Raw genomic sequence first — 5,546 nt, 5'->3', positions numbered from 1 at the left:
CACCGCGACTTGCGTCGGGTTCTGAGGGTCGACGAACGTCCGAATGTTAGTGACGCCGAGGGGGCCGAAGACCTCTTCGCGCTTCGGTGAGGCAAGCCAATGATCCTTGTCCTTCACATCGTGGTGGGCGATCACGGTTGGCATAGCGCGTCCTCTCGAAGGGGGGCCACGGTCCGCAGGCCCACTGCGCAGAACGTTACTGGTCGTTCCGCACACAGGCAAGGCTTTTTCGTGGTCGCATCTCGCTCGGTCTGCGGGCTGCCCGCAAGGCGTTCCACATACGGACGCAACTAGGCAGTGGAGACGACTTCGGAAATCCCTTATATCGGAAAAATCTAGCTGACACCCGTTTGCTCGGAATCTTTGGGCCCTAGATTCCGGGACACAGATGTCGTTTTCCGAAGGCGGCTTCATTGAGTCCAAAGTCATCTGCACTGCTGATCGGGATTGCAGGTGGATATCAGATGTAGCTGCAGATTTGTTCCGCCTCGCAGTTCCGCGGTTCTGCCGCCTCGACAGTGGCATATTGTCCGGCCACGGATGCTCGTAGCGCCGTTAGTTCTGCGATTTGCCGGTCCAGATCCATGATTTGTTTGCCCAGGACGTCCCGGACATGGGTACAAGGGGGATGGCCGTCGTCACGGATCTGGAGGATTCCTTGGATCTGCGCCAGAGTCAGCCCTGCAATCTGGCTGCGGCGGATGAATTCAAGACGGTTGGTCGTGTCGCGACCATACTCGCGATAGCCATTGGCGGACCGTTCAGCTGGCGGAAGCAGGCCCCGGTCTTCGTAGAACCTAATTGTCTTGGTTGTCATGCCGACAGCGGCAGCAACTTCACCGATCCGCATTGCGGGTCCTTCTTCTCATTCCGAAAACACCTCTAAGCCTTCCACGGTACTGGAAAGTTGCCATGTCCAGGCAGGCCCCATTGCACAGCTCCAGGGGGCTCTTGACCTTCCCGTGCAGGGGAAGGTGCAGACTGGGGGCAGCTCGCACCAGAAGAACACCGCGGGTGTTCACTAAGACTCCATGGAGGACCAATGCCTGAGGCAGCACCGGATTTTGATTTGGCCGTGATCGGTTCCGGCGGCGGTGCCTTCGCCGCCGCCATCCGAGCCACCAACCTGGGCAAGAGGGTGGTCATGATTGAACGCTCCACGGTGGGCGGGACCTGTGTGAACACCGGGTGTGTACCCTCCAAAGCCCTGCTGGCCGCCGCCCAGGCCAGGCATGTTGCATTGGATGCGACTGGAAGGTTCCCCGGGATCAGCACCACCGCCGCCCCGGTGGACATGGGTGCGCTGATTGACGGGAAACGCTCCCTGGTCGAGGGTATGCGCTCGGATAAGTACATCGATCTGGCCGCCGAGTACGGGTGGGACCTGCGTCAGGGTACGGCGGTGTTCGCCGGCACCCCGGAGCAACCTGTCCTGGAGGTCACGGGACCCCATGGCACCCGCGATTCCCTGACTGCTGCCCATTATCTGGTCGCGACAGGTTCGGCCCCGTGGGCACCCCCGGTGCCGGGGCTGGATGAGGTTAACTACCTGACATCGACCACCGCCATGGAACTGGACGAAGTGCCCGAGTCCCTGATCGTCTTCGGCGGCGGGTACGTGGCGCTGGAACAAGCGCAGCTTTTTGCCCGTCTCGGATCCAAAGTGACCCTGCTGGCCCGCTCCCGGTTGGCCTCACACGAGGAACCTGAAGCCTCCCGCGCCCTGATGGGTGTCTTCGCCGACGAGGGTATCCGAGTAGTCCGCCGCGCGGCCGTGACATCGATCCGCACCAACCCGTCAGGGGCAGAAGTGACTGTCACCGCCACGGTGGCCGGTGGCCAGGAGGAATTCCGCGCCGCAAAGCTGCTGGTGGCCACTGGACGCCACGCCGTCACTCAAGGGCTCAACCTTGACGCCGTAGGCGTTAAAACCGGCGACACCGGCCAGATCCTGGTGGAGAACACGATGGTCAGCTCCAACCCTAGGATCTGGGCCGCAGGGGATGTGACCGGGCACCGAGAATTCGTCTACGTCGCGTCCGCCCACGGAACCCTGATGGTGGAAAACGCATTCAACAACGCCGGACGCCAGGTTGACTACCGGCACCTGCCCCGGGTGACGTTCACCAGCCCCGCCTTGGCCACGATGGGCATGACCGACAAGGAAGCCACCCAAGCTGGCATCCGGTGTGAATGCCGGGTCCTGCCCCTGGAATATGTCCCGCGGGCACTGGTGAACCGGGACACCCGGGGGTTCATCAAGATCGTCGCTGACAGCAGCACCGACCGGATCGTCGGGATCACCGCAGTCGGAAAGGACGCCGGGGAGCTGGCGGCGGCCGGGGTGTACATCCTCGAGGCGGGAATGACCGTGAACCAGGTCGCGAACCTCTGGTCCCCGTACCTGACCATGGTCGAAGGCATCAAAATCGCCGCCCAGTCCTTCACCACCGACGTCTCCAAACTCTCCTGCTGTGCCTCCTAATTCCGCCAGGAAAGCCAAAGTCCGAGGGGCACCCGTCTTAGAAGGGCGCTCTACCAGCGCAGGTCTTTTCCGGAACCACTCGCCCCCGTCTCAATACCTTGGAAGTGGGACACATCTGCATAGGGTTCAAAGAGTTTCCGAATAATCACTTTGGGCGTTCCAAATCTTGGTTCAAAAAGGCGTCCTTGCCGCACCGAACAGAACAGCTCTCTGGAACGGTGTCATCCTTGGAATGGGAGTCCGGTAAGCCGATCCACCACTGCGACATCTCACCGCCAAGGAGCAGGAACCCCCTGGATACAGGGAACCTAGATGCGGTTTTGAAGCGGCGTGTGGATACACGCGTAAGTCTTTTATGGATCGCCGCCCGCCCGCCTTGCCTCATGTTAATATGCTCGCGAAATAATCCTGCATGCCTCAACTAATCTGCTCGCCAAATAAGGCATCCCCGGACTGTGCACGCATCTTGGCCCGGTTGATGAGCTGGTTCTGGATGGCATTGATGCGGCGGGTGATTGCCGCCGGGTTCAGGTCCCGGTGAATCTCCGCCAGGGCCCGGGCATGTTCCGGGTCCATGGCCTCGTGGTCAAGCAGCCGCTGGTACACGGTCCGCGGCCGGTCGTAGGTGCGTTTCCGGCGGCCCGAACGCGCCGTGGCATACCCGTTGGCCTTGACCATCGGCAGCAGGTGGTTCTTGCGCAGGTTCACCAGGCCCCACAGCTCGTTGAGCAGATCCATCTCCTCAGGTCCCTCGTAACGGAAACGGAACGCATGGCGGCGGACCCAGTCCCGGTTTCGCTGCTCGACATGAGCGTTGTCATTATGCTTGTACGCCCTTGCCCTGGTGAGATCAATGTTCCGCTCCTGCGCCCATTTGATGAGCTGGATGTTGATGAATTCACCGCCATTGTCGAAATCCAGGGCCCGCATCGGCTACGGCAGACCCCGGACCAACAGGTCGATCCCGGCCACCACATTGCGCTGCCCGCGGTTCTTCACGCACGTGTTCACGGTCCACCCGGTGAACACGTCGGTCAGCGTGATCGAATACAGGAACTCTCCCTTGAGGCTGTGTCCGCAGTGGGCCACGGTGTCGATCTCGAAGAACCCCGGCTCATGCTCCATGGGCGTGCCCGACCACCGCACCGGGATCTCCGAACGCAGCATCGCCCCGGGCTTGGTCGAGGACAGCGCCGAAGGGTACCGGGCGTCCCGCAACGGCTTCAGGTACCGATCCATCGTCGAGGCCGACATGCTGAGCAACTCGTCCCTGACCTCGTCGGTGAGCAGCCCGCCACGGGCCCGAGTTCGTCGAAGAGATCCAGCCGCTCGAGCTCGTCGGCCATGATCGGCGCCAGGTATTTCCCGCACGGCTCCCCGGACAGCGTCCAGATCCGCTCCAGGAGCTTGAGGGCCGCCGGCCCGTACTTGCGCGGCCGCCGCCGCGGCAGGGGCACAGGAACCCCGCGTGCGGGCTTGCGCAGTGCCGCGACCACACGCCGGCGGGCATTGGCCCGGGACCAGCCGGTCGCCGCGCACAGGTAGTCCAGCATCACGCCCTTCTGGCCCTTGGTGCCCTTCGCGTACTCGACGGCGAAGCCGTCAACCAGTTCTTGCCGGGTTTCCATCGACAGCCCCTGTTTCATCACCCCAGCTCACCGTGCTGCCCGCCCCGGTGGCCAGAGTTTTCGCGAGCATTCCTAAATGAGGCACGCACCTCATTTCGCGAGCATTAACAGTGAGTCAACGCGCGGGGTTCCCTCAGCGGACAAGATGGAGGAATATGTGAGAACGCAGCAGGTCGCTGCGGCCACGATCTTGAAGAACACGAGCCTCGGAAAGGGCCACACCATGACCAGCCACACAGCACATACCGGCACCGAGCGCACCAACGTCCAGAAGGCGACCCTGGCCGTTGGCGCCGTTTTTGTCCTCTTCGGAGTCCTCGGTTTCATTCCCGGGATCACCACCAACTACGACCAACTTTCCTTAGCGGGCCACGGTTCCGAGGCGTTGCTGCTGGGAGTTTTCCAGGTTTCCATTCTGCACAACATCGTGCACCTGCTCTTCGGGATAGCAGGCATCGCGATGGCCAGGACCCGGGGCGCGGCACGGAACTACCTGCTCTGGGGCGGCGTCATCTACCTCGTCCTGTGGATTTACGGGCTGGTCATCGACCACGACAGCGACGCGAACTTCTTGCCGTTAAACGACGCGGACAACTGGCTCCACGTGGTCCTGGGCGTCGGCATGGTCGCCCTCGCCCTGCTCCTGACCCGAGACAGGGACACGACCACGCGCACGACCACAACGCGCTAGATCCTGCACGAACGAGACCGCACCGGGGTTCTGGTTGCCGAAACGTCGGCACCAATCCCGGTCGTGGCGCATTCCACGGAGCCCATCGTCCTGGTCCCGATCGAGCGGCTTCCCGATGAAGTGGCCGGATTCACACCAAACAAACAAACCGGACACCAGCGCTGAGCCCATTGTTTTACCCCGTGACGGCGGGAGACAAAGGCGTCCCGATGGTCCATTGCGGATGAAGGAACCATCGGGACATCTCCGTCCTGCCAACAGCGGACTTCCCCAAGAAGTGCACTGCTGAAACGCATTCCAGTGCCTTGCAAGGCTTGATACCGATATGCCCGTTTATCATGACACGAGCCCGCAATACCTGACTAGGGGTTTCCCTCCATCGGGAATGGAATTGCCTCTCCCTGGGACTACCCTTTGGGCCACACGACGGGCCTCCGCCCGGCCAGTTCACCGTTGACTTGCGTCCAAGGTGAAACGCTGGCGCCCCACGCCCAAGCCGTCCCCCTAGACGTGCGTTTGAGAGTGCCGGATGCGGATTCGACTGCCCAGTTTGGCGTTGTGTGGAGTCTCGGCTAGCCACCAGGTCGACACCAACTAGCAGATAAGCCAACTCCGCCTAGTGTCCTGCGCCAGAAATTCGCTTCCTAATTGTAAAATGGTGTCATGGGAAGCACCGGGAGGCCGAAGGTACCGCTGGAATTGACGGATGGGGAGCGCGAGACGCTGACGCGTTGGGCGCGGC

Annotated in this window: 6 protein-coding genes; 2 read left to right on the top strand and 4 right to left on the bottom strand. The window is 61.9% G+C overall.

Annotation, left to right across the window (positions count from 1 at the left end; all coding sequences use genetic code 11):
• Positions 1 to 460 precede the first annotated feature (460 nt).
• A complete protein-coding gene (locus tag ACLQ7E_RS20270; RefSeq protein WP_411734383.1) occupies positions 461 to 850 on the bottom strand; it encodes a heavy metal-responsive transcriptional regulator in 390 nt (129 codons plus the stop codon).
• Positions 851 to 1,042: 192 nt separating this feature from the next.
• On the opposite strand from ACLQ7E_RS20270, the gene merA reads away from it, so the two are divergent.
• Entirely contained in the window at positions 1,043 to 2,485 is a 1,443-nt protein-coding gene (merA, locus tag ACLQ7E_RS20265) for a mercury(II) reductase (RefSeq protein WP_411734382.1), read from the top strand.
• Positions 2,486 to 2,902: 417 nt separating this feature from the next.
• Here the strand turns inward: merA and ACLQ7E_RS20260 are convergent, their stop codons facing one another.
• From ACLQ7E_RS20260 to ACLQ7E_RS20250, 3 genes are all read right to left on the bottom strand, one after another.
• The gene (locus ACLQ7E_RS20260) at positions 2,903 to 3,223 is read right to left on the bottom strand and encodes an integrase catalytic region (protein WP_411734381.1); all 321 of its coding nucleotides are present in this window, start codon (positions 3,221 to 3,223) and stop codon (positions 2,903 to 2,905) included.
• A 195-nt stretch (positions 3,224 to 3,418) separates the two neighbouring features.
• Positions 3,419 to 3,739 (bottom strand): hypothetical protein, encoded by a 321-nt coding sequence (locus ACLQ7E_RS20255; protein ID WP_411734380.1) that lies wholly within the window; start codon positions 3,737 to 3,739, stop codon positions 3,419 to 3,421.
• Positions 3,709 to 4,113, bottom strand: a complete 405-nt coding sequence (locus ACLQ7E_RS20250) for a hypothetical protein (protein ID WP_411734379.1) — start codon at positions 4,111 to 4,113, stop codon at positions 3,709 to 3,711. The genes ACLQ7E_RS20255 and ACLQ7E_RS20250 overlap by 31 nt, the downstream gene beginning before the upstream one ends.
• 223 nt (positions 4,114 to 4,336) lie before the next feature.
• On the opposite strand from ACLQ7E_RS20250, the gene ACLQ7E_RS20245 reads away from it, so the two are divergent.
• Positions 4,337 to 4,804: a DUF4383 domain-containing protein gene (locus ACLQ7E_RS20245; RefSeq protein WP_411734384.1), complete on the top strand. Its 468-nt coding sequence runs from the start codon at positions 4,337 to 4,339 to the stop codon at positions 4,802 to 4,804.
• The last annotated feature ends 742 nt before the right edge of the window (positions 4,805 to 5,546 follow it).

Origin of the sequence: Paeniglutamicibacter sp. (assembly GCF_046714615.1) — a bacterium.
Lineage (GTDB): Bacteria > Actinomycetota > Actinomycetes > Actinomycetales > Micrococcaceae > Paeniglutamicibacter.
This window is presented reverse-complemented; position numbering and strand designations above follow the sequence as displayed.